Below are 22,563 nucleotides of genomic sequence, written 5' to 3' on the forward strand. Positions count from 1 at the left end.
GATGGTGAACTTTCGGGCCCCAGGAGCGAGCCTGCTCACGATGGGGCCAGTGAGCTCAACCTTAAATGCCGAAGCTGTTCACAGCACCCGAACAGCTTCGGCATTGGCTATCGGTTTAGATCTCCTTCACCGGCGTCTCACCCTCAACCCCTTTGATCAACCCGATGGCATGCAGGCAATCCGCCTTGTTCACATACGATTCACCACTGGCGATCGTCTCGTGGTTCCCCGCCCTCAAGCGCCAGCGCCATTGTCCTTTGCCGGTGCTTGGCGTGCCTTTGGATTGCCTGTAAATCTCGAAATACATTCTGCTCGCTCCATGCGATGGGTAATTGCGACAACCTGTGTGACGCATCGGGGGCAAGCCTAGCGGAGCTGGCTTTTTTGACCATCAGGCATTTGTTTCCAGGCATTTGAAAATATTTCGGCCAGCGCAACCGGGCCGGTACGAATGGCCAAAACCCCCGCAGTTTCGCCCTTGCATCACCTCCCTCGGTCCTGCTTAATACGACACGGCTCATGGCGTCGAACAGCGGTCGGCGACCTCGGATTGTAGAAAAATCACTATAAAAAAGAGCAATCAATTGACTCATCAGCACGGAACGCAACTGACCGGGCATTTACAGCTTTCGCTTGTGATCCCGGTGTTCAATGAAGCGGCGACCATTGATTTGTTCATCGCGCGGATCACTGACGTCTTCAAGGACGAAACGTTGGTCAGTCTGGAAATGGTCTTCGTCAACGACGGCAGCACCGACACCACGCTCGACCTGCTACTGGAACGTCAACAGACCGATGCGCGCCTGCGCATCGTCGATCTGAGCCGCAATTTCGGCAAGGAAGCGGCCCTGACCGCCGGCTTGCAGACCGCCACCGGCCAGGTGGTCGTGCCGATCGATGTCGATTTGCAGGACCCGCCCGAAGTCATCCTCGAAATGATCGCGCTTTGGCGTGAAGGCTATGAAGTGGTGCTGGGCCATCGTGTGAGCCGCAAGACCGACTCCTGGGCCAAGCAAACCTCGGCCAACTGGTTTTATCGCCTGCACAACAAAATCGCTGAGCAACACCTTCCGGAAAACGTCGGCGATTTTCGGCTGATGGACCGCTGTGTGGTGGATGCCTTGCAAACCTTGCCCGAGTCCCGGCGCTTCATGAAAGGCCTGTTTGCCTGGGTCGGGTTTCGCACCACTTACGTGAATTACGAGCGTCTCGAGCGGGTCGCCGGGGCAAGCAAATTCAACGGCTGGCGCTTGTGGAACTTCGCGCTGGAAGGCATCACCAGTTTCAGCACCGAACCGCTGCGCATCTGGACGTATCTGGGGCTGTTCGTCTCGCTGATCTCTTTCTCGTTCGCCATTTTTATCATCTTGCGCACCCTGATCTCCGGCGTTGATCTGCCGGGTTATGCCTCGCTGATGGTCGCCGTCACGTTTCTGGGCGGCCTGCAATTGATCGGCATCGGCGTGCTGGGTGAATACCTCGGCCGGACGTACATCGAGTCAAAACGCCGCCCGGTGTATCTGGTGCGCCGTGTCTACGACCCCAAGGACTGAACCATGGATCTCAAGGAAACCGACATCCTCGGTTCAAGCATCGACCAGCATTGGTATTACGCCTCCAAAGCGGCGGCCACGACGCGAATGCTGGGCAACACGCCGCTCAAAAGGATTCTCGATGTAGGCGCAGGCTCCGGGTTCTTTTCCCACCATTTACTGACGCATTCAGCGGCCGGTGAAGCATGGTGTGTCGACATCAGTTACGACGCCGATTCAGACGCCACAACCGCCGGTAAACCGGTGCATTACCGTCGCGGCATCGACTCGGTGGACGCCGATCTGGTGCTGCTGATGGACGTGCTGGAGCATGTCGATGATGACGTCGGGTTGCTCAAGGCTTACGTCGATAAAGTCCCTTCCGGCAGCCGATTCCTGATGACGGTGCCGGCGTTCCAGTTTCTCTGGAGCGGGCACGATGACTTCCTCGATCACAAGCGTCGCTATACCTTGCCGCAGCTGGAAACGGTGGCCCGGGATGCCGGTTTGACGGTGAAGCAGGGGGCGTACTATTTCGGTCTGGTGTTCCCGATTGCCGCCACCCTGCGATTGCTGCCCAACGGTGCGCAACCGTCGCCGCCGCGCTCGCAGCTCAAACAGCACCACCCACTGGTGAATACGATTTTGAAAACGCTGTGCAGCGTCGAACTGCCGTTCATGGGCGCAAATCGTCTGGCGGGGTTGACGGTGTTTGTCCTGGCGCAGAAGCCGTGACGTCAGCCGAAAAATCCGCCTTGATCCAGCGTGGCCTGCGCTTTGCCGTGACCGGATTGTTCGTCACGGCCCTGCACGCGCTGGTGGCCGTGTTGTTCATCAACTACGTGCTGCCACTGCCGCCCTTGGCCAACGGCGCGGCGTTTGCCGTGGCCACCGTGGTGTCCTACCTGATCAATACCACGTGGAGTTTTTCCGCCCGATTGCATGGGCGAACGCTGCTGCGCTTCATGATGGTTTCCGTTGCCGGTTTTCTGCTGGCGATGCTGGTGGCCTGGGCCGCACAAATGGCCGGGCTGCATTATTTGCTGGGGATTGGCGCGGTGGCGCTGACCCTTCCGGCCTTCACCTTTGTATTGCATAACTTCTGGACGTATCGATGACGGATTTCGCTAAACGCCTGCCGCTCAACCTTGTGCCCCTGTTGATCGGTGTTGTAGCCTTTTTCCTCGTCGTCGGACCCAGGGCGCTGAACCCGCTCAACATTGCGTGGCTGGGCAACGGTGACCCGGCGACGCATTATCTGGGCTGGGTGTTTTTCCGGCAGTCACCCTGGAGCTTTCCCATCGGGCTCAATCCGTCCTACGGGCTGGAACTGGGCAATGGCATCATTTTTTCTGATTCCAATCCGCTGCTGGCTTTCTTGTTCAAACCGTTCGCCTCGCTGCTGCCGATGCCTTTTCAGTATTTTGGCCTCTGGCTCCTGACCTGCTTCGTCCTGCAGGCGTGGTTCGCCTGGAAACTGGTCGGGCTGATTTCTTCGCACGTCGGTGTACGGGCCGTGAGCGCGGCGTTGTTCCTTTTTGTTCCGCCGATGCTCATGCGCATGCCCTTTCATTTGTCCCTGGGCGGGCATTTTCTGGTGCTGGCCTCGTTGTACCTGGGGCTGCATCCGCAACTGCAGCGTCGACAACTGAAATGGGGCGCGTTGCTGGCGGCGGCCGCGTTGGTCCACGCGTACTTTCTGGCAATGGTTGCAGTGATCTGGGTTGCCAGTCTCGCTGCCGGCTGGTCCAGGAAAAAACTGACGTTACGGTCGACGTTAACTGAATTTATCGTGCTGTTTTCGTTGGTCAGCTTCTGCTGTTGGCAGGCGGGGTATTTTTCGGTGGGCGCCGACGGCGCGGTATCCGATGGTTTTGGCATGTACGCCATGAACTTGCTGTCACTGGTCGATCCGGGGAACTGGTCCTATTTACTGAAGGATCTGCCCGGTGTTCAAGGGTTCGGTGACGGCGAAGGGTTTGTCTTTCTCGGACTTGGGCTGATCACGCTGGGCATCTGTGCCGTGGTCGGTTTACTGCAAGGCAATACCGGCTTCGGGCAACAACTGGGGCGGCGCCCCTTCTTACTGTTGGCGCTGGTGGGGCTGACTGTTTTCGCGATTTCAAACCATGTGGCGCTGGGCTTGCTGGAGTTCACCTATCCGCTGCCGCCAGTGGTGATTTCCATTGCCAACATCTTCCGCGCCTCGGGACGGATGTTTTGGCCGGTGTACTACGCGATTATCTTCGCCATCATTTTTCTGGTGATTCGCGCCAATACACCACGCACCGCTGTGAGCTTGCTGTCACTCGCGCTACTGATTCAGGTGCTGGACACTCACGCCGGCTGGGTAGCGGTTCGCAAGCAATTGATGGTTGAGTCTGCTTCGAAGTGGGCGTCGCCCATGGTCGATCCATTTTGGGAAAGCGCGGCGGCCCATTACAAGAACATTCGCTGGATCGTTCCACAGAATCTGTCCCTGCACTGGATGGCCGTGGCTGATTTTGCCGGCGCCCATGGCATGGCAACGAATGCGGTTTACCTGGGGCGAATGGATACTGCCAATTGGAAACGCGCCGACCGGGAGACTGCCGGGTTAATGGCATCGGGAAAGTATGAGGCCGACACGTTGTACCTGCTGGATGAGCGTGCGCTGCTTCAGGCCGCGATGAACGTCGATACCCAAAAGGATCTGTTTACCCGGATTGACGGATTTACGGTGCTTGCACCGGGATGGAAACAATGCGGCGCTTGCTTGCAGATGAATACGCCAGCTGACCCGCTCGCGCTGATCCCTTCCCTTGAAGCCGGACAAAAAACGCTATTCAACTACGGCACCAAGGGGAGAGCGTTTCTGGCCAGGGGCTGGTCCGATTCCGAACTCTGGGGCACCTGGTCTGAAGGTCCCGACGCCGACGTCATGTTCCGTGTACCGGTGCCCGTGCATTCCTTGCGTCTGGAGGCCACGGCGTTTCTCCCTCCCGGGCATGCCGGCCAACGTGTTGTCATCAGCATCAACGGCATTGCGGCCTTGAAGACCCAACTTCAGCAGGCCGATGGCAACGTTATCGATGTGCGCCTCACCACCGAAATGCAAGAGCGGGTGTCGAGTCAGGGTGTATTGAGTTTGCACATGCAGTTCGCCGACGCCGTCAGCCCGAAACAGTTCGGGATAGGCGAGGACGCCCGACAACTCGCCTTCGGCTTGAAGACCCTGACGGTCAATTGAGCGCCGACGCACGTAGACGCCCCCGTCGCGCCTTCCTACACTGCCTGAAGTGTTGAGGACCGGGGGCAAGGAATGAATCGCAACGAACTGCGCAAGGCTGACATCAACCTGATGGTGGTGTTCGAAACGTTGATGCTCGAGCGCAATGTCACGCGGGTGGCGGAGAAGCTGTTTCTCGGCCAGCCGACCATCAGTGCCGCGCTCAACCGCCTGCGGACGATGTTCAACGATCCGCTGTTCATTCGCGTCGGTCATCGCATGGAGCCGACGGCGCGGGCCGAGGAGATCATCCAGCACCTGTCGCCGGCGCTGGATTCGTTGTCGGTCGCCTTGAGCCTGACCCACGATTTCGACCCGGCCAGCAGCACCATGACCTTTCGCATCGGGCTGTCGGACGATGTCGAGTTCGGCCTGCTGCCGCCGCTGCTGCGCACGTTGCGCCAGGAAGCGCCGAAGGTGGTGTTCGTGGTTCAGCATGTCGATTACTGGCGCATTCCCGACTTGCTGGCGTCCGGCGATATCACGGTCGGCATCAGCCAGACCCGCGGACTGCCGGCCAACGCCAAGCGCAAGTTGTTGCGGCACATCCAGCCGAGCATTTTGCGCGCCGATGCCTCGGACACCCCGCTGACCCTCGATGAATATTGCGCCCGCCCGCACGTGTTGGTATCGCACACGGCCAACGTCAGTGGCTATGCCGATGAATGGCTGGCGGAGATCGGCCGTACGCGCCAGGTGGTGCTATCGGTGCCGCAATACAGTTCGTTGCCGGCCTTGCTCGCCGGCACCGACCTGATCGCCAGCCTGCCGGATTACACGGCAGAGGCGATGGCCGCCTCAGGGCAACTGTTCAAGGAAGCCTTTCCGTTCAAGACCCCGACGCTGGACCTGTCCATGGTCTGGCTCAGTCATGTCGATACCGATCCAGCCGAACGCTGGTTGCGCGCGCGGCTGGAGGCGTTCATGAGTGAGCGTCTTGAGTCGCCGATCTGAAATTTGTCAGGTGGAACTGCTGATTCATCCGGACCGCGAGGCAAGTGATCAAGCCGCCGGAATATGGATCTCCTGAGACTGACACTTTTCCCCGATTTGCAGCTTTTGATCCTTGGTGTAAGGCTGCCCCTGCCGATCAATCAGGAAGAACACTTCGAATAGATACTGTTTTCCGCCGTGGCTGGCGCACCGAAATGAGGTGTTGCTCGGAAACAGCGCTTTTAGTTTGTCCAGTTTCAGGGATTTGCCCTGAAACTGGTTGAAGTTCGGACTGTAGTTGACGGCTTTGCGAAACTTTACAAAATCCCTGAAATATTCAGTCTGGTTGGCCCCATAGCAAGTGCCATGTTTCTTCCATTCGTGTTTCATCAGGTATTCGGGCGATTCGGTGACAATTTCAGAAAAACCGTGATTGGCCTGTGCCAGTTTCTGGTCTGTTTCGGACAGTTCGCAAACCGTTTCAGTCTGGCCGCACCCCGCTGACTTGATGCAGGAGGAAGGGTGGCGATTGGCCGATCGGTCAGTGCTGTTGTAATAAGGCCAGATGCCGTGGGTGTAAAAGACGTTTTTCGGTTTGTCGCAACCCGCAGTGGTGGGTTTCAACCGGCAAAACGTTGGCTGCCAAGTGACGGCATAGGCGAGGTAGTCGAATGTTGCGCTAGGCGCTCCCTCCATGCTTTCTTCGCCTGGGTCCAGGGCGTGAGCGCAGAGAGAAAAAGCAGACAGGGCCACTGATGCGTAAAAACGGTTCATGGTGTTCGATCCTTGAAACTGTATATTTTCGGGTTACCTCCTCACAGCTTGAGAGGACGCTTTCAGCGTCATGATCAATTAACAGCGCACTTCTAATTTCAGACCTGATCTGGAAACACTAGTACAGTACGGGGCATTGGGAAATCCAAGTAGATGTACGGCTAACGTCGACGTCCTTTTTTGAGTACTGCCATTTAATCAGGAGCCAAACCATGCCCCACCTGCACATGGAATACACCGCCAACCTGCCCGGGCTGAACGCCGACGTGGCGTTGATCCGGCTCAATAATGCCTTGGTGGCGTCCGGTCAGTTTGCGGCGGAGTTCGATATCAAGAGCCGTGCGGTGAAGGTCGAGACGTTCAAGGTCGGCACGGCGATGGCAGAACGGGCGTTTGTGCATGTGAAGCTGGCGCTGCTGAGCGGTCGCCCGCCGCAGATCAAAAAGCAGCTGTCCGAAAGCCTGCTGGCCGTGGTGCAAGAGTTGTGTGAATGGCCGACGGGCGTTGAAGTCCAGTTGTGCGTGGAGATCCTCGACATCGATCGAGAGGCCTACACCAAGACTGCCATCGGCCACTGAGTTTCAGGCCATTTCCTGCTCGGCGCAGGCCTTGATCACTTGCTCGCGCAGCCAGGTGTTGGCGCTGTCCTGATCGACGCTTTGACTCCACTGCATGTCCAGGGTGAAACCCGGCAAGCCGTTAGGCGCTTCGCAGTGATTGAAGATCGCCTCGTTGGCCAGCAATTGCTGGATGCGACGGGGCAGCGTCAGGATGAAGTCAGTGCCGGTGATCATTTTCAGCGCCGCGCTGTAACTGTTGGAGCGCGCGACAATCTGCCGTTTGTGCGCCTGCCGCGCCAGCCAGCCATCAACCATGTTGGTGGTGGACGTCCACGGTGTCGGAAACACATGCCGGCGTTCGACAAACGCCTTCAGGCTTAAACGTGGCTCCAGTGGCGTGGCGCGTTTGTCGAAAACGCAGACCAGATCATCTTCCAGCAATAACCGGGATTTGAAGTCGCTGTGGCTGCGATGAAGATGGGGGCCGAAACAAATCACCAGGTCGAGGTTGCCATCGCGCAGGTCGTCGGCGGGGATGTCGGTTTCGAACTTGTGCATGTTGACCATCACCGGCAAATCGGCGAAATCGAAGCTTCTCAACAGGCGCGGCAGGATCAACTGCTCGAAGTATTCCGGTGCGCAGATATTGAACGTCACCGGTTGCAAGGTCGGGTCGAAGGCCTGGGCGCCGGCGTGGCAGAGGTTGATGCTTTCGAGGATCTTCAGCACATGGGTGTACATGGTGCTGGCTTTGTACGTGGGGCGCATACCCGTGCGGGTATTGATGAATAACTCGTCTTCAAAACTGGTGCGCAATTTTTTCAGGCAGTAACTCACGGTGGACTGGCTGACGCAGAGCGCCTCCGACACACCGGTGACGCTGCTTTGCTCATACACGGCGACAAACACCATGAGGTCCTGCATATCGAGCTTTCTAAGCAAGTTACTGTTCAGCATCCGTTCCGTCTCGCTGTGCTCCTTGCGCTGACTGTGCGCAAACGTGTGCGAACGATCCTAACGGAACGATGGTGCCAGGAGAATGCCCTGTAGGATGTTTCATGGTCAGTTGTGGGACAGAAAATGTTCCGAACACGACGTGTGAATTTAATCCCGGCAAACATGGCCAGAGGCCTTTACCCCTGAACGCTGATGAACAGTGTACTCAGGCTGCTGTAGGAAATTGCCGGGCGTAATGTCGCGGATTGAAGCGCAGTGCAATCAGGATCATCAGCGCCATGACACCGGTCAGGCACCACCAGGCCCATTCGAAACTGCCCAGTTGATCGCGCACCATCCCGGCCATCAGTGGTGAGAGCCCCGCGATCAGATAGCCGATCCCCTGAACGAAGGCTGTCAACCCGCCGGCGCGTTGCGGGTTGTCGAGGTGATCCAGCGACACAATCAGGCTCATCGGGAACAGGCCGCCGATGCCCAATCCCAGCAGGCACGGCCACAACAGGCTGAAGTGTTGCGGGCTGAGGATCAACCCGCAGAAACCGGTCATGATCAGCGCCAGCAACACCACCAGCACCAGGCGCCGGTCACGGCTGCGGTTGGCGATGATGGGGGTCACCAGTCCGGACAGCACTTCCATGGCCGTCAAAAAGCCCAGCAGCAAACCGGCATTTTGTTCGCTCCAACCCTTTTCCACGTAGTACGGCGCCAGCCAGGCCAGCACACAGGTGTAGGACGCGGTACCCAGACCGAAGAAGATGGCGAGTAACCAGGCGCGGGAATTTGTGAAGAACGATGTGTTGCAGGGTGCAAGTGCCGTTGGTGTTGAGGTTCCCGCACGCCCGACGGTCCAGAACAGCAACGCCATCAGTGCCAGCGTCGCCCAGATCGCCAGCCCTGCACGCCAGCTACCGGTTCGGGTCATCACCAATGGGGCAAACGATGCCGCAATCGCGGCACCGCCCATGATCGACGTCACGTAGAGCCCCATGCACACAGCAACGTTATCGCCGAAGCGGGATTTGATCAGCGCCGGCATCAATGCCTGGATCAGCGCAATACCGATGCCGGCCAGCATGGCGCTGAGGATCAATTCGATTGCCGAGTCCACGAACAGCCGCGACACCGTGGCCAGGCCAATGATCACGAGCGAGATCACCACCGTGCGCCGTTCGCCGAGGCGTTGGCTGATGCTCTGCCCGAAGAACATCGCCAGCCCCATGGCCATGACCGGCAACATGGTCAGCAGCGAGGCCAGGCTGTAGGTCAACGGGATGTCACCGCGGATGGCCGACAGCAAGGGCCCGACAGCCGCCATCGACGGACGAAGGTTCAGGGCGACAAGCATGATGCTGACCATCAGCCAGAGGGCAGGGCGGGAGGTTGCACGAACGTTTTCCATCAATCGGACCTTGAATAATCAGGGGCCGATTAGGCGCGCGAGGATAAGAGGTCGCAAATCAGATAGTCCGCAGAGGTATTTAAAAATTAAATACCTCCGTCACACCCCATCCCTTGTGGGAGCGGGCTTGCTCGCGAAAGCGGTGTGACAGTCGACACATCTGGAGCCTGACACACCGCTTTCGCGAGCAAGCCCGCTCCCACAGGGGATATTCAGTGTTTGGAACATTGATTGTTTAGTCCATCCACACCCAAAGTTCTTCAAATCCCGATTTAACGACCTGACTGCCCGTGTGACGCTGCTGCTCATCTGTTTCCTGCGGTTATTTCTATGGACGGTTGCCCCGTCGCACTTCCCTCCGAATTAGCCTTCTGGGCGCTATGGCACTGTCGCCACGCGCGCCCACCGGATTCCTGCCTTTCCCGTTGATTCTTCTGACAGGTCCCGCGCTGTGCGCCGGGATCAGACCCGGCAACGCCTGCGCGTTTGCCTGACGCGGAAACAAGAGAATGCCCATGAGCAGTGCCACGACATCCTTCGCCACCAAACAAGAAGCCTTGACCTTTCTCGAACAGAACCCGGATATCGAGATGTTCGAGTTGTTCATCCTCGACAACAACGGCGTGCCACGGGGCAAGTTGCTGCATCGCGATGAACTGCTGGCGGTGTACGAAAGCGGGCGGCCATTGCCCAGCACCATTCTCGGCCTGACCATCAACGGCGATGACGTGGAAAACTCAGGCCTGGTCTGGGATGTCGGCGACATCGATTGCCGCGCGTACCCGATCAGCGGCAGTCTGACGCACATGCCGTGGCGGCTGATTCCTACGGCAGCGGTGCAGGTCAGCATGCACCCGAAGGAAGGCATGCCGGCGACGATTGCCGATCCACGGCACCTGCTGGCGAAGGTGATCGAAGGCTTGCAGGCCGACGGTTATTACCCGGTGATGGCGGCGGAGCTGGAGTTCTATTTGCTCGATCAGCAGCGCGACAGCAACGGTCGGCCGCAACCGGCGAGGGATGTTGATGGCGGGCGACCGCGCTCGACGCAAGTCTACGGGTTGCGTGAACTGGAGCAGATCGAACCGTTTCTGGCGGATCTCTACAGTGCCTGCAAGTTGCAAGGCATTCCGGCGCGCACGGCGATTTCCGAATACGCACCGGGGCAGGTGGAAATCACCCTCGAACACCGCACCGACGCCCTGCAGGCAATGGACGAAGCCGTGCGCTACAAAAGGCTGGTCAAAGGCGTCGCGCATAAACACGGGATGGCCGCCTGCTTCATGGCCAAGCCGTTCGATGACTTGGCGGGCACCGGCATGCACATGCACGTCAGCCTGGCGGACAAGGACGGCAACAACCTGTTCGCCAGCGAATCCCCGGACGGCACGCCGCTGCTCAAACACGCGGTCGGCGGCATGCTCAGTACCTTGCTCGATTCGTTGCTGCTGTTCTGCCCGAACGCCAACTCCTACCGCCGATTCCAGACCAACAGCTATGCGCCGCTTGCAGCGACCTGGGGCGTCGACAACCGCACCGTGAGTTTGCGCGTGCCCGGCGGGCCGGCCTTCTCCCGGCATATCGAGCACCGCATCTGCGGGGCCGACGCCAACCCTTATCTGGCGGCGGCGGCGATTCTGGCCGGCATCCATCGTGGCATTCGCGAACAACTCGACCCGGGCGCCCCCGTGGAAGGCAATGGTTACGCCCAGGCCACGGAGTTGCTGCCAACCGACTGGCTGACCACCTTGCGTGCGCTGGAAGGTTCGACCTGGGCGCGTGAAGCGTTCGGCGGTGAATTCCTCGGCGTGTACCTGGCGGTGAAGCGCGCCGAGTATCGGCAGTTCATGGGTGAAGTCGGTGAACAGGACTGGCGTTGGTATTTGCATCAGGCCTGAACAAAAGCTGAACCATTCTCAAATAAGTTAAAAGTATCGATCTCACAACAGGAGCCAACTAATCGTTGGCTTCTTTTTCACAAAAAATTGATGGTTGGCTACCTAAAGTTAGTGCTATCGCGGTAAATGAAATTTTCACATTTACCGAAGGCACTTCTTTTCAGGAACAGCCAACCATCATGTTGAAGTTCAAACCCGTGCGCCCGGAATGGGTGACACTGATTGCCAGCGCCTTTCTTTTAACGGGCTTTAACTTAGTGCTCTGGCAGCACCTGTTTGATATCACCGCCACGGATGGTAAAGGCATCGTCATGCGCATCGCGTTCGGCGTGATGATTCTGGCAGCCTTCAACATTGTGCTGACCCTGCTGGCGTTCCGCCGCGTGATGAAGCCGGTCTTGATCCTGATCTTCATGATCAGCGCTGGCGTGGCGTACTTCATGAGTCAATACGGTGCGCTGATGGACACCGGCATGTTGCGTAACTTCGCGCAAACCAACGCGACGGAAGTGCGTGACTTACTGTCGATCAAGTTGCTTGCCTATATTATTTTTCTCGGTGTTTTACCTTCCTGGTTGTTGTGGAAAGTTCCGGTCAATTATCGCCGCTGGCACCGTGAGCTAATAAGTAAGGCGTTGGTGAGTGTCGCGTCGGTTGCGGTTGTTGGTTGCGTCGCACTGGTGAACTATCAGGGCCTGTCCTCGTTGTTTCGCAATCACCATGAACTGCGCCTGATGCTGGTGCCGAGCAATTACATAGGGGCCACGTTCGGTTATCTGCGTGAGCAAGTCGTCTCCGCCCGGCAACCCTTCGTCAAAGTCGGTGAAGATGCCCAGCGAAATCCCGCCTGGCAAACCCACGGCCGTAAATCCCTGACGGTGCTGGTGGTCGGTGAAAGTGCCCGGGCCGAGAACTTCGGCATCCTCGGTTATGACCGCGACACCACACCCAAACTGGACAAGGAAGCCGGCCTGATTGCCTTCACCGATGTGCATTCCTGCGGCACGGAAACAGCCGTCTCAGTGCCGTGCATGTTCTCGGACATGGGCCGCAAGAATTACAACGCCAGCACGGCGAAGAATGAAGAGGGCTTGCTGGACGTACTCAAGCGCGCCGGTCTCGACGTGATCTGGCGTGACAATCAATCGGGCTGTAAAGGCACGTGCGACCGGGTCACCCTTGATGACGTCAGCAACTTGAAGGACCCGGTGCTGTGCGCAAACAGTGAATGCCGCGACGAAATTCTCCTGCAAGGTTTGCAGCACTTCATCGACACGCTGGATAAAGACACCGTGCTGGTGCTGCACCAGATGGGCAGCCATGGCCCGGAATACTTCAAGCGCTACCCGAAAGAGTACGAACACTTCACGCCCGTCTGTGAAAGCAACGCACTGAACAATTGCAGCCGCGAAAGCATCGTCAATGGCTACGACAACACACTGGTTTACACCGACCACGTGCTGTCGACCCTGATCGATCTGTTGCGCAGCAACCAGGACAAAGTCGATACCGCCATGCTGTATCTGTCAGATCACGGCGAATCCCTGGGCGAATACAACCTGTTCCTCCACGGCACCCCTTACATGCTCGCGCCGGATCAGCAGAAGCATGTGGCGATGCTGGCGTGGTTCTCCGACAGCTATCAAAAGTCGTTCTCGGTGGACACCCATTGCCTGCAACTGAGCCGCGACAAGCCCCTGAGCCAGGACAACCTGTTCCATTCGATGCTCGGTCTGCTGGAGGTCAACAGCAAGGTCTACAACCAGGATCTGGACATGTTTGCCGGTTGCCGCGGGGCCGTGATCGACGGTGTGTTGGCCAAAGAGTAAGGGTTTCGACCTTTTTTTCACCTACCGGTGGTTAATCTGCGGCCGGTACATATTCCTACAAGAGCCTTTGCACATGTCCGCGCAGCCCCCCTCCGCCATCGAGCTTGAGTTCGCCCGGCGCTACGATCAGGAACACAGCCGCGTCTGCCTTCAGCCGCGACCGCGTGGCCTGGCGGGGCGCTTGACCTTCTGGCGCGACGAGCAGCTGGTGCGCAATGCGCTCAAGGTCGCCGGCGAGCCGGGCTTGATGCTGGATGTGGCGTGCGGCGCCGGGCGTTACTGGCCGGTGTTGGTCGAGCACACGAATCGAGTGATCCTCGCGTCCGATCATTCGCAGGACATGCTCAATCACGCCCAGACTCACCATTCGCAGAGCCTGCTCCAGCGGATCAAGACGTTCCAGAGTTCGGCCTTCACCCTCCAATTGTCGGCAAACGCGGTCGACAGCATTTTTTGCATGCAACTGTTTCAGCACATAGTCAGCCCGGAGCATCGGTTGGCCTTGCTCAAAGAGTTTCACCGTGTGAGTCGCGATACCGTGATTGTGGCGGTACGGGTCGCTGCGCATTTCAAGCTCCGCCGATCAAGCGCAGCGGGCATTAACCCCCGGCAGCTGGCTGACAAGGCCGAGGTCGAAGCCGAGTTCAGGCAAGCGGGTTTCCGCTTGCTCAGTCACCAGGACTTCCTGCCCGGTTGCGCGCGGATGCGGGTCTACGTGCTGCGTAAGGCCAGTTAACCTCCGCTTGTCAGACACTTCTTGCCGTCTAGCAGGCATTTTCGCTAAAGCTCTTGTTCAGTGGATGCGCGGAAATCGCCGGGGGCGATATATACTGCGCGCCATTCTTCAAGGGAGAGCCGTGTGGCCATCGATATTCACTGGATTCGCGACAACGATAGCCTCGGTCAGTTTTGCGCCGAGTGGCAGCAGCTGCCATTCGTTGCCCTCGACACCGAATTCATGCGGGTCGACACCTTTTATCCGATCGCAGGCCTGCTGCAGATCGGCGATGGCGTACGCGCTTACCTGATTGACCCCCTGACCATCGACAACTGGCAGCCCCTGGCCGCGTTGCTGGAAAACCCGGCCGTGGTCAAAGTCGTCCATGCGTGCAGTGAAGACCTCGAAGTGTTGCTGCGCCTGACCGGCAGCCTGCCGGCGCCGCTGTTCGACACACAATTGGCCGCCGCTTACCTGAACCTCGGCTTCTCGATGGGCTATTCGCGACTGGTGCAGGAAGTGCTCGGCATCGACCTGCCCAAGGGCGAGACCCGCTCCGACTGGCTGCAACGTCCGCTCTCAGACACCCAGATCAGCTACGCCGCCGAAGATGCCTTGCACCTCGCGGAAGTTTTCGTACAGCTGCGTCCGAAGCTGTCCGACGACAAGTACGCCTGGGTCCTGGAAGACGGCGCCGAGCTGGTGGCCAACTTGCGCCGCGAGGTCGATCCGTACGAGGTCTATCGCGACGCCAAACTGGCCTGGAAGCTCTCCCGCGCCCAGCTCGCCGTGTTGCGTGAACTCTGCGCCTGGCGTGAACGTGAAGCCCGCGCCCGTGACCTGCCGCGTAATCGCATTGTCCGCGAGCACTCGCTGTGGCCGTTGGCGCGCACGCAACCCGACAACCTCGGCGCTCTGGCGAAAATTGAAGACATGCACCCGCGTACCGTGCGTCAGGACGGCGAATTTCTGCTTGATCTGATCAAGCGCTCTGGCAGTGTGTCGCCAGATCAATGGCCGCCCGCCGTGCCGGAGCCATTGCCGGTGGATGCCGCTACCCTGATCAAACAGCTGCGTGCGATCGGCCAGGCCGAAGCCGAGCGCCTGAACATTGCGCCGGAGCTGATGCTGCGCAAGAAAACCCTGGAAGCGCTGCTTAAGAGCGGCTACCCCAACGGTCCTTACCAATTGCCTGATTCGCTGCGTGGCTGGCGCCGCGAATTGATGGGCCAGGCGCTGCTCGACAGCCTGGCCACCGCCGGAGAACAGCCTTGAAACGTATTTGCTCCATCTACCGAAGCCTGAAGAAAAACGAGATGTACCTCTATGTGCTCAAAAGCGATGCACTGGAGCGTGTCCCGGAAAGTCTGATGGCCGCCTTCGGCAAACCTCATCACGCTTTCGATCTGGTGCTGACCCCCGAGCGAAAACTGTCGCGGGAGGACATCACCGTGGTCCTGGAAAACCTTGAGAAGCAGGGCTACCACCTGCAAATGCCACCGGCCGAAGACGAATACATCGAACACTTGCCGGAAGAATTGCTGCGCCGCAACGACCCGATGTGATCGGCAGACAGGCTCTGTTCAGAGTCTGTGTGAAACACTGGAATGATTTTGGCGATGGCCAGGGTGACGGAGCGATACTCCGTCGGCGGCCGTCTGCACTGTTTTTGAAAGGTTTGAACCATGCGCGTTCTGATTGCTGAACACGACCACCCTGTGTACGCCCAACTGTTGCGTCAGGCTGCGCCTGATCTGGAAGTGCTGACCAGCGGCGACTCCGCCGAACTGGCCCGTCAGGCGGCCGACTGCCCGATCTGGCTGGGCCAGCCGGACCTGTTGGCGAACCTGTTGCGCCAGGGCCACCAGCCACAATGGCTGCAATCGACCTGGGCCGGCATCACGCCGCTGCTCGCCGACGGTTTGCGCCGCGATTATCGCCTGACCCGTGCGGTAGGGATTTTTGGTCAGGTCATGGCCGAATACGTCCTGACCTACATGCTCGGTCATGAGCGCGAAGTGCTGGCGCGGTTGGTCAGCCAGGTCGAGCGCAAGTGGGACAGTCGTCAGGGCCAGAGCCTGGCGGGGCGCAAGGTGCTGATCGTCGGCACCGGTGACATCGGCCAGACCGTGGCCAAGTTCCTCGTGCCATTTGGCGTCGAGCTGTACGGCATCGCCAGTGAAGCCCGCGAGCAGGCGCCGTTTGTTGAAGTCGGCGCGCTGGCGGACTTGCCTCGTCTGGTCGGGGAAGTGGATTTCGTCATCAATCTGCTGCCCAACACCCCCAATACCCACGACTTGTACGACGCGGCGCTGTTCAAGCAGTTCAAGCCGACCGGGTTGTTCATCAACGTCGGGCGTGGCGTGGCCGTGGTCGACGCGGACCTGGTGGAAGCCTTGAAAGAAGGGCATCTGGCCGGCGCGGTGATTGACGTCTGCCGTCAAGAGCCGCTGCCGCAGCGTCATCCGTTCTGGACCGCTTGGGGCTTGCTGTTGACTGGCCACAGCTCGGCACCGACCTCGCCATCGATGATGGTGAACCTGTTCGTCGAAAACCTGCGGGCGTATCAGGCGGGTGAGGCGTTGCGCGGGGAAGTGGATTTCAACCGCGGCTACTGATCCCACCACTGATCATTCCCACGCTCTGCGTGGGAATGCCGCCGGGGACGCTCCGCGTTCCGCTTTGGATGTGACGCGGAGCGTCACGGGATGCATTCCCACGCAGAGCGTGGGAACGATCATACAGTGTGGGTTAGAGGGTGAAGTCGCCTTCGGCCGCGAGTTCGCTCAGCGGGCGACGCGGGCTTGGCTCTTCGCGCGCTTGCAGGTAATCGGCCAGCGTTGCCTTGTCGCCCAGTTTGCCCACGGCCACCGCTGCGTGCAGTGCATAACCTTCAGGAATGTTCAGCTCCTTGCGGGTCAGGTCCTGGTCGAAACCGGCCATGCCGTGGGTGTGCCAGCCGCTGATGCTCGCTTGCAGCGCGAGGTGGCCCCAGGCCGAACCAGTGTCGAAAGTGTGCCACAGCGCCGGGGTTTCTTCGGTGGCGCCGGGTACCGCAAACGTGGTTTTCGAGATCACGATCACCAGCGCCGAGGCGTGTTGCGCCCAGCCGCGGTTGAATTCGTTCAGCAGGCCCAGAAAGCGTTCCCAGTTCGGCGTATCGCGACGCGCGTAGAGAAACCGCCAAGGCTGCGAGTTGTAGGCCGATGGCGCCCAGCGTGCGGCTTCGAAGAAGCTCAGCAAGGTTTCTTCGGCAATGGTTTCGCCGGTGAAGGCGCGGGGCGACCAGCGATCGGTGAACTGAGGGTGGATCGCATAATCGGCAACGCGTGGATTTGCACTCATCAAGAGATTCCTGGCTTCGTTTGAAAGTGAGGGTCGTCTGAAACCTGCGGGCGCAGTTGAGCTGAGCACCAAGGTTTTCGAGAGCCGGGCAGTTCACCTGAATGCAACGCGGTTGAGCGTTAATGGCATTTGGGCATGGCTCCTTGCGACTGGCAAAGCTACGTGGCGGCGCAATAACTGACAAGCCCCGTTCTACCGGCAGTCGCCAATGCTTGGCCCGCAAGGGCCTTGGCACTAGACTGGCGGCCTTTTCACCACCTGATGTCGATGCTTGAACCATGGCCGCCAAAGTCGAACCGTTCTGGATACGAAAAACCCTCGATCAACTCGATCCACAGGAATGGGAATCGCTGTGCGACGGCTGTGGCCTGTGCTGCCTGCAAAAGCTCGAAGATGAAGACGACAACTCCGTCTATTACACGCGCATCGCCTGCAAACTGCTGGACCTGAACACCTGTCAGTGCACCGACTACCCGAACCGCCGGGAATTCGTCCCTGATTGCATCCAGCTCACGCCGGGCAAGGCTGACGAGTTCAAATGGCTGCCGCCGACCTGCGGTTATCGCCTGGTCAGCGAAGGCAAGGACCTTCCCCTGTGGCATCACCTGGTGTGCGGTGATCGCGATGCGGTGCACCACGAACGTATTTCCCAGTCCGGGCGCATGCTCGCCGAAGGCAGCGTGGACGAAGATGATTGGGAAGATCACCTGATTTTCCGGGCAGGTTAGTTTTACAAAGGAGTGTGTATGGCTGTGGGATTGCGGCTGGCGTTGACCGTTGGGCTATTGGCCCTGAGTTCGTCCGTGTGGGCGGCGAAGAAGGTCGATCTGGACTATCACGTACGCCTGTTGCCGCAAAGCGATCAGGCCGAAGTGCGGCTGACGCTGGCCCAAGGCTCGGCGGTGCGCAGCCTGGATTTCGATCTGGGCGACGGCAGCCACTACAGCGACTTTAAGGCTGACGGTCAATGGCAGCTCACGCCGGGCAAGGAGGCGCGCGGTGTCTGGCGTCCCTCCGCCGATAAGGCCAGCCTGACCTACCGCGTGCGCATCAGCCATGGGCGCAAGAGTGGCAGCTTCGATACGCGCATGACGCCGACCTGGGCGCTGATGCGCGGTGACGACCTGGTACCGCCGGCCAAACTCGATCAGCAGGACGGCATCGAGCTGGTTTCACGCCTTGAGTTCGAATTGCCCACAGGCTGGAAAAGCGTCGAGACGGCCTGGCCGCGGATCGGCAAGAACAAATTCCGCATCGATAACGTTTCCCGGCTGTTCGACCGGCCGACAGGCTGGATGCTCGCCGGCCACCTCGGCAGCCGTCGCACCAGGCTTGGGGAAACCGAAGTCACCGTTGCCTCGCCCCGAGGCCGGGGCATGCGGCGCATGGACGTGCTGACGCTGCTGACCTTTGTCTGGCCGCAGGTCCAGGCGGTGTTCCCGCGTCATCCGACCAAACTGTTGATCGTCGGCGCCAACGACCCGATGTGGCGCGGCAGCCTGGCCGCACGTGAATCGATCTACCTGAACACGCGTCTGCCGCTGGTCAGCGAAAGCGGCTCCAGCGCGTTGGTGCGTGAACTGGTGCAAGTCTCCGGGCGGATTAACGACAAGCAGCGCAGCGACTGGATCAGCGAAGGGTTTGCCGAGTATTACGCGATCGAACTGATACGCCGCGCCGGAGGCATGAGTGATGAGCGCTATGAAAGTTTGCACGGCAAATTGATCAAGGACAGCCAGAAAGTCACCACGTTGCGTGGCGAACAGGTGACCCCGGCGCAGGTGTCAAAAGCGGTGGTGTTACTGCAGGAACTGGATCGAGAGATTCGCTTGAAGACGCGCAACAAACGCTCGCTGGATGATGTGTTGCGTGGGGCGATGCATCTGGAGAGCGTGGATACCAAGGAGTTTGTTCAGCTCGCCGAAAGCGTGATTGGCGAGTCTTCCAAGGTGCTTGATACCGAGCTGTTGCAATAGAAAATCAAAAGATCGCAGCCTCGTTTCACTCGACAGCTCCTACATTGGAACGCGTATCCGTGTAGGAGCTGTCGAGTGAAACGAGGCTGCGATCTTTTGATCTTAAAACGTCAAACCCCGGTCTTGGGCGACTTCAACGAATCATTGCCCGTCACCGTAGCGGTATTGGTCGCCGCCTCGGCATTCGCCTTCAACTTGCTCAATTCTTCCCCGGCCCGCTCGATCTTCGCCCGAACGGTGTTCATGTCCTGACGGCTTTTCTCCAGCAGGCTTTTCGCCGAGCTGTGCCCGGTAATCCCGCGAGCCAGCGCGACACCGCCGATCGCCACTTGAATCAGCCCGAAAAGGCCGCCGCGACGCAGGCCCTTGCCCATCATCAGCACGCCACCGGCGAGGGAACCGACGCGCTCCCAGCCGTGTACGTTCTGCTCGGAATGAGTCTGGAAAGGGGTGGATTCGATGCGTTCTACGCGTTTGAGTTCGCTCATGATCTGTCTCCAGGCAGGAAAGGCTGCTTCAACAATAGATAGTTAAGCTGACTGCCGGGGCGGTCCGCTTGTTCCATCGAATGTGCGGTGATTCAGCGGAATTTTGCCCCGGAACGGGTGTTGAGCCCCTTGGACATGCGGTCGTAGAGCACAACGTTGACCGTGGCGGCCAGGTTCATGCAACCGGTGGTCGGAATGTAGACCACATCTTCGCACCAGTCGCGAATCTCTTTATCCAGCGAACCGTCTTCCGGGCCGAAGATGTACAGCGCACGGTCCGGGTGGGTGTATTCGGGGAGCGAACGGGCGCCTTCGACCAGCTCCACGGCGACCGGGACGCAGCCCAACGGCAGGATTTTCTTCAGGTCGTCGATGCCGATCAGCGGGATGTCGTAGTGGACGCGCTTGGTGTCGGTGACGAAGTCGGCGGCGCGTTCATAACGCTTGCCGGTGTAGAACACGGACGCCACGCCATAGCAGCCGGCGGCGCGCATCACCGAGCCGACGTTTTCCGGTGATTTGGGGTTATACAAACCAATGCAGCTGTACCGTTTGTCTGCCACGAGCGGGGTGCCTTCGGGGAAAAAACGGCGATTATACGGGGATTGGGGGAGGGGTGTCCGGTTTGGAGACTTGTGGTGTCTGAACAATTGCTATCGCTAGCAGGCTAGCTCCCACATTGGATCTTGTGCGTTCACAAATACTTATGTGCACAGAAGAACCCGTGGGAGCTAGCCTGCTAGCGATGAGGCCCGTAGGGGCACTGAAGACCTTCAGTCGTCTTTCTTCATCAACCCAGCCAACGCCGCAAACGGGTTATGCGTCGCCTTGGCGATTTTCGGCGTGCTCAGCGAGCCTTCGTGAAAATACTGCTGGTCGGTATACCGCGAGTGTTCGTTGTCGTGGCAATACAGGCACAACAATTCCCAGTTCGAGCCGTCTTGCGGGTTGTTGTCGTGGTTGTGGTCGCGGTGGTGCACGGTCAGTTCGCTCAGGCGCTTGCCGGAGAACTCGCGGGCGCAGCGGCCACACACGTGCGGGTACATCTTCAGGGCCTTGTCGCGGTAACCCATTTCCTTGTCGCGCTGATTGTCGGCAAGGATGCGGTCCAGTTTCGACGTGTTGGTCGGAGGTGTTGACGAACTCATGGGTTCACCTTTGTAAAAGACTAATGACGGTTATGAGCGAAGTTTAGCTCAGCCCTTGAGCTTCTCGGCAATCCAGATGGTGTGGCGCGTGCCTTTGTTGCCGTGGGCGAAGACCTGGACTTCCTCGGCCTTGAAACCGGCCTTCTTCAATTTGTCGGAAAACTGCTTGTCGGCGCTGGCCGACCACACGGCAAGCACGCCTTTGGGCCGCAGGGCCTTGGCGCAGGCGCTCAGGCCGCCGGCGGAGTAAAGCCAGCTGTTGGCCCGTTGGGTCAGGCCTTCGGGGCCGTTGTCGACGTCGAGCATGATGGCGTCGAAACCTTGTGGCTCGGCTTGCAGCACTTTGGCCACGTCTTCCATGCGGATCACGGTGCGCGGGTCGAGCAGCGGATTGCCGGCTTTCTCCCCCAGCGGCCCGCGATTCCACTCCACGACGCCAGGCACCAGCTCGGCGACCACCACTTCAGCGGTCTTGCCCAAATGCTTGAGGGCCGAGGCGAGGGTGAAGCCCATGCCGAGGCCGCCGATCAGCACCCGCGAGTTCGGCCGGCCGGCCACCTTGCGGCACGGGATCTCGGCCAGGGCATCTTCGGAACCGTGCATGCGGGTGTTCATCAACTGCCCGCCGTCGCCGCCCTGGATCTTGATGACAAAATCCTCGCCATACTCGAACAGGCACAAAGCGCCGCCGTTTTCAGGGATAGGGGCGGTGTCGAGCAGAACGAAACGTTTCATGGAAATCTCAAATTGGGGGAAGGCAAACAGAGGCAGTTGGGAGTAGCCTGCCAATGACAACAAGGCCAACGGAGCCATTGATGAAGCGCACCATTCTAACGGTCATTGCCTCGGCCGCGCTCTCGATAACTGCAGTGCAGGCCCAGCAGTTGCAACCCGTTCCGATCAGCCCGGTGCCGATGCCCGGTTCGCCCGGCACCGCGACCCCGACGCCGTACCCGCAAATCACCCCGTCCACTGCGCCCCGGACCGGGCCTGGCAGTGGCGGCCCACCGCTGGTGCCGATCAACATGCCCAGTCCACCGGTCAAGGATCAACCAGTGCCGGGCCTTGAGCCAAACAGCACGAAGACCAAGTCGCCCGGCGGTTAAACCTGCTGCGAGAGCAGTTGCCCGTCTGCCATGCGCAGGCGTTTGGACAGGGCGACGGCGAGGGCGCGGATGATCTTGGCGGCGATTTTCGGCGCGTCGTTGATCATCTTTTCCAGAGAGTCCTTGCCCAGGTTCAGCAGCTGGCAGTGGCTGGCGGCCACGCAACTGGCCGAGCGGCGTTCGCCATCGAGTACAGCCATTTCTCCGAACGAGCGACCGCTGCGCAAGGTAGCCATGGTCACCAGTTGCCCGTCGCCGCTGGTCTTCTGCACCGACACTTGGCCAGTGTGGATGATGCACATGAAACTGCCGGCATCGCCCTCATGGAAAATTTCTTCGCCTTCGGTGATGGTGCTGATGCTGAAGTAGCCGGAGGCGGCGGCGAAGTCCGCTGGCAGCAGTTGATCGAACAGGCCGCAGTCCATCAGCCAGTCGCGGATTTCGTTGTTCAGTAAGGTCGGTTCTGACATGTCGGCACGGTCTTTTTTTTGTGTCTGTTGCTGTTCCGGTCTGGCGAGAATGTCGCGATTCCCTGTAGCAGCTGCCGAAGGCTGCGTTCGGCTGCGAAGCAGTCGTAAAATCGGCCAACGCGGTTCGTCAGTTAAACCGAGTAAGCCGGATTAACGACTGCT

25 protein-coding genes are annotated in these 22,563 nt (G+C 59.2%); 15 read left to right on the forward strand and 10 right to left on the reverse strand.

Going from position 1 to position 22,563, the window contains the following annotated elements; translation table 11 throughout:
- Positions 1-115: 115 nt before the first annotated feature.
- Positions 116-307, reverse strand: coding sequence for a YegP family protein (locus tag ACA072_RS06960; protein ID WP_010462174.1), 192 nt, complete (start codon positions 305-307; stop codon positions 116-118).
- Between the two features lie 277 nt (positions 308-584).
- Between ACA072_RS06960 and ACA072_RS06965 the strand changes: the two genes are divergently transcribed.
- From ACA072_RS06965 to ACA072_RS06985, 5 genes are all read left to right on the forward strand, one after another.
- Positions 585-1,553, forward strand: coding sequence for a glycosyltransferase family 2 protein (locus tag ACA072_RS06965; protein WP_497623742.1), 969 nt, complete (start codon positions 585-587; stop codon positions 1,551-1,553).
- A gap of 3 nt (positions 1,554-1,556) precedes the next feature.
- On the forward strand, positions 1,557-2,267 hold the full coding sequence (locus ACA072_RS06970; protein WP_497623743.1) for a class I SAM-dependent methyltransferase: 711 nt from the start codon (positions 1,557-1,559) through the stop codon (positions 2,265-2,267).
- Entirely contained in the window at positions 2,264-2,650 is a 387-nt protein-coding gene (locus ACA072_RS06975; protein WP_461957665.1) for a GtrA family protein, read from the forward strand. The genes ACA072_RS06970 and ACA072_RS06975 overlap by 4 nt, the downstream gene beginning before the upstream one ends.
- Positions 2,647-4,761, forward strand: coding sequence for a DUF6311 domain-containing protein (locus ACA072_RS06980; RefSeq protein ID WP_497623744.1), 2,115 nt, complete (start codon positions 2,647-2,649; stop codon positions 4,759-4,761). Before ACA072_RS06975 ends, ACA072_RS06980 begins: the two co-directional genes overlap by 4 nt.
- 72 nt (positions 4,762-4,833) lie before the next feature.
- A complete protein-coding gene (locus ACA072_RS06985; protein WP_497623745.1) occupies positions 4,834-5,754 on the forward strand; it encodes a LysR substrate-binding domain-containing protein in 921 nt (306 codons plus the stop codon).
- Between the two features lie 48 nt (positions 5,755-5,802).
- Here the strand turns inward: ACA072_RS06985 and ACA072_RS06990 are convergent, their stop codons facing one another.
- Positions 5,803-6,507 (reverse strand): ribonuclease T2 family protein, encoded by a 705-nt coding sequence (locus ACA072_RS06990; protein WP_497623746.1) that lies wholly within the window; start codon positions 6,505-6,507, stop codon positions 5,803-5,805.
- A 212-nt stretch (positions 6,508-6,719) separates the two neighbouring features.
- Between ACA072_RS06990 and ACA072_RS06995 the strand changes: the two genes are divergently transcribed.
- Positions 6,720-7,085, forward strand: a complete 366-nt coding sequence (locus ACA072_RS06995; protein ID WP_497623747.1) for a 5-carboxymethyl-2-hydroxymuconate Delta-isomerase — start codon at positions 6,720-6,722, stop codon at positions 7,083-7,085.
- Positions 7,086-7,088: 3 nt separating this feature from the next.
- On the opposite strand, the gene ACA072_RS07000 is transcribed toward ACA072_RS06995, so the two are convergent.
- A complete protein-coding gene (locus tag ACA072_RS07000; protein ID WP_497623748.1) occupies positions 7,089-8,024 on the reverse strand; it encodes a LysR family transcriptional regulator in 936 nt (311 codons plus the stop codon).
- Positions 8,025-8,229: 205 nt separating this feature from the next.
- The gene (locus ACA072_RS07005; RefSeq protein ID WP_497623749.1) at positions 8,230-9,423 is read right to left on the reverse strand and encodes a cyanate transporter; all 1,194 of its coding nucleotides are present in this window, start codon (positions 9,421-9,423) and stop codon (positions 8,230-8,232) included.
- Between the two features lie 515 nt (positions 9,424-9,938).
- Here ACA072_RS07005 and ACA072_RS07010 point away from each other — a divergent pair.
- The 6 genes from ACA072_RS07010 (at position 9,939) to ACA072_RS07035 (ending at position 16,486) form a co-directional block, all read left to right on the forward strand.
- Entirely contained in the window at positions 9,939-11,321 is a 1,383-nt protein-coding gene (locus tag ACA072_RS07010) for a glutamine synthetase family protein (RefSeq protein ID WP_497623750.1), read from the forward strand.
- Positions 11,322-11,500: 179 nt separating this feature from the next.
- Positions 11,501-13,150: a phosphoethanolamine transferase gene (locus tag ACA072_RS07015; RefSeq protein WP_497623751.1), complete on the forward strand. Its 1,650-nt coding sequence runs from the start codon at positions 11,501-11,503 to the stop codon at positions 13,148-13,150.
- 73 nt (positions 13,151-13,223) lie between these two features.
- On the forward strand, positions 13,224-13,886 hold the full coding sequence (locus ACA072_RS07020; protein ID WP_497623752.1) for a class I SAM-dependent methyltransferase: 663 nt from the start codon (positions 13,224-13,226) through the stop codon (positions 13,884-13,886).
- Positions 13,887-14,009: 123 nt separating this feature from the next.
- Entirely contained in the window at positions 14,010-15,143 is a 1,134-nt protein-coding gene (rnd, locus tag ACA072_RS07025) for a ribonuclease D (RefSeq protein WP_497623753.1), read from the forward strand.
- Positions 15,140-15,433, forward strand: a complete 294-nt coding sequence (locus ACA072_RS07030) for a YcgL domain-containing protein (RefSeq protein WP_007898694.1) — start codon at positions 15,140-15,142, stop codon at positions 15,431-15,433. The genes rnd and ACA072_RS07030 overlap by 4 nt, the downstream gene beginning before the upstream one ends.
- A 120-nt stretch (positions 15,434-15,553) precedes the next feature.
- Positions 15,554-16,486, forward strand: coding sequence for a D-2-hydroxyacid dehydrogenase (locus ACA072_RS07035; protein ID WP_497334279.1), 933 nt, complete (start codon positions 15,554-15,556; stop codon positions 16,484-16,486).
- A 133-nt stretch (positions 16,487-16,619) separates the two neighbouring features.
- On the opposite strand, the gene ACA072_RS07040 is transcribed toward ACA072_RS07035, so the two are convergent.
- Entirely contained in the window at positions 16,620-17,213 is a 594-nt protein-coding gene (locus ACA072_RS07040) for a nitroreductase family protein (RefSeq protein ID WP_131060411.1), read from the reverse strand.
- A 278-nt stretch (positions 17,214-17,491) separates the two neighbouring features.
- Between ACA072_RS07040 and ACA072_RS07045 the strand changes: the two genes are divergently transcribed.
- The gene (locus tag ACA072_RS07045) at positions 17,492-17,941 is read left to right on the forward strand and encodes a YcgN family cysteine cluster protein (protein WP_438658832.1); all 450 of its coding nucleotides are present in this window, start codon (positions 17,492-17,494) and stop codon (positions 17,939-17,941) included.
- Positions 17,942-17,959: 18 nt separating this feature from the next.
- On the forward strand, positions 17,960-19,189 hold the full coding sequence (locus ACA072_RS07050) for a hypothetical protein (RefSeq protein WP_497623754.1): 1,230 nt from the start codon (positions 17,960-17,962) through the stop codon (positions 19,187-19,189).
- A 110-nt stretch (positions 19,190-19,299) separates the two neighbouring features.
- Here the strand turns inward: ACA072_RS07050 and ACA072_RS07055 are convergent, their stop codons facing one another.
- From ACA072_RS07055 to ACA072_RS07070, 4 genes are all read right to left on the reverse strand, one after another.
- On the reverse strand, positions 19,300-19,677 hold the full coding sequence (locus ACA072_RS07055) for a YgaP family membrane protein (protein ID WP_497623755.1): 378 nt from the start codon (positions 19,675-19,677) through the stop codon (positions 19,300-19,302).
- A gap of 92 nt (positions 19,678-19,769) precedes the next feature.
- Complete coding sequence (locus ACA072_RS07060; protein ID WP_008153126.1) at positions 19,770-20,240, reverse strand: RNA methyltransferase; 471 nt, start codon at positions 20,238-20,240, stop codon at positions 19,770-19,772.
- Between the two features lie 210 nt (positions 20,241-20,450).
- Entirely contained in the window at positions 20,451-20,825 is a 375-nt protein-coding gene (locus tag ACA072_RS07065) for a YajD family HNH nuclease (RefSeq protein WP_461980127.1), read from the reverse strand.
- Positions 20,826-20,873: 48 nt separating this feature from the next.
- Positions 20,874-21,560, reverse strand: a complete 687-nt coding sequence (locus ACA072_RS07070) for a spermidine synthase (protein ID WP_027925870.1) — start codon at positions 21,558-21,560, stop codon at positions 20,874-20,876.
- An 80-nt stretch (positions 21,561-21,640) separates the two neighbouring features.
- Here ACA072_RS07070 and ACA072_RS07075 point away from each other — a divergent pair, with 80 nt between their 5' ends.
- Entirely contained in the window at positions 21,641-21,931 is a 291-nt protein-coding gene (locus ACA072_RS07075) for a hypothetical protein (protein ID WP_497623756.1), read from the forward strand.
- Here ACA072_RS07075 and ACA072_RS07080 read toward each other — a convergent pair.
- On the reverse strand, positions 21,928-22,401 hold the full coding sequence (locus ACA072_RS07080) for a cyclic nucleotide-binding domain-containing protein (RefSeq protein WP_497623757.1): 474 nt from the start codon (positions 22,399-22,401) through the stop codon (positions 21,928-21,930). The two genes, ACA072_RS07075 and ACA072_RS07080, sit on opposite strands and share 4 nt — an antisense overlap.
- Positions 22,402-22,563: the final 162 nt, after the last annotated feature.

It is taken from the genome of Pseudomonas sp. LBUM1656 (genome assembly GCF_059716065.1).